Raw genomic sequence first — 916 nt, 5'->3', positions numbered from 1 at the left:
CATGATTCATGTACTGAATATAGTAGTATGGTTCATGATATGGTACATGGTCATATGTTATATGATACGGTTGACTTTGTTCTTAATCAGAAAGATGTTCCAGAAATAGATTTGTTAGCGGAAGTGTCGCCATATTTGATGGATAGAAGTGATTGTATTGGTAATGATGGCCTCCCTTATGTACGTGGGAAATATAAGGGGTATAATGTGTATGTAAATACTCATATTCTAAAAATCAATGCTTGTAGCTTATGTAAATATTACTACGGTACCAACATGCACGATTTCCCTTTAGAGGACGTACGGAAAGCCATTGAGGGGATAGGAGAGGATTTAAACATCCCTATGGATAAGGTCACTGTGACTAGAATGGATTCAGCAATGGATTTGGAGTTACAGCGGTCTCCAATAGAATATTTCAATCGGATGTTAGATTTACCTTATTTTAGGCGTCTTTCATATCCTACAGGAATTACGTTTCAAACAGCAGAGAAAGAACTTTCGTTTTACGATAAAGGAAAGGAACAGGGGAGTAATAATAAGAATATAGCTCGATGCGAGTTTCGGATAAAGAAAGTTAGGAAGTGCTTTGGGAAATCGGTTACTGCGTCAATGTTATATGATCCTAGCTTTTGGAATGATTTGCTGGATCGGTTCTTGTCTTGTTATTCCAAAGTCAAGGTGAGTAAAGAGTCTTTGCCGCTTGATAAGATAGATGGAGTAAGAAGTTTGCTAAATAGTACCTTACGTGAGTCTGTTAATCGTAATGGATTTGATCCGTTGAGGTCTAGATTGAAGGCTCGTGTGCGTGATGGAAAATTGACGCAAAGAGCCTACAAGTCTATTATAGAGAAGATCAAGAGGTGTTGTTTCTCTTCTCAAGGAAAAGACGTTGGCCCAGAGATAGAAGAATTTG

1 protein-coding gene is annotated in these 916 nt (G+C 37.9%); it reads left to right on the top strand.

Annotated features, from left to right (window positions below; all coding sequences use genetic code 11):
• Positions 1-916: hypothetical protein (locus DWY79_RS19690; protein ID WP_233564019.1), on the top strand; the 916-nt coding region annotated here is incomplete at both ends.

The sequence above is a fragment of the Parabacteroides sp. AF27-14 genome (assembly GCF_003635425.1).
Classification (GTDB): Bacteria; Bacteroidota; Bacteroidia; order Bacteroidales; family Tannerellaceae; genus Parabacteroides; species Parabacteroides distasonis.
This window is presented reverse-complemented; position numbering and strand designations above follow the sequence as displayed.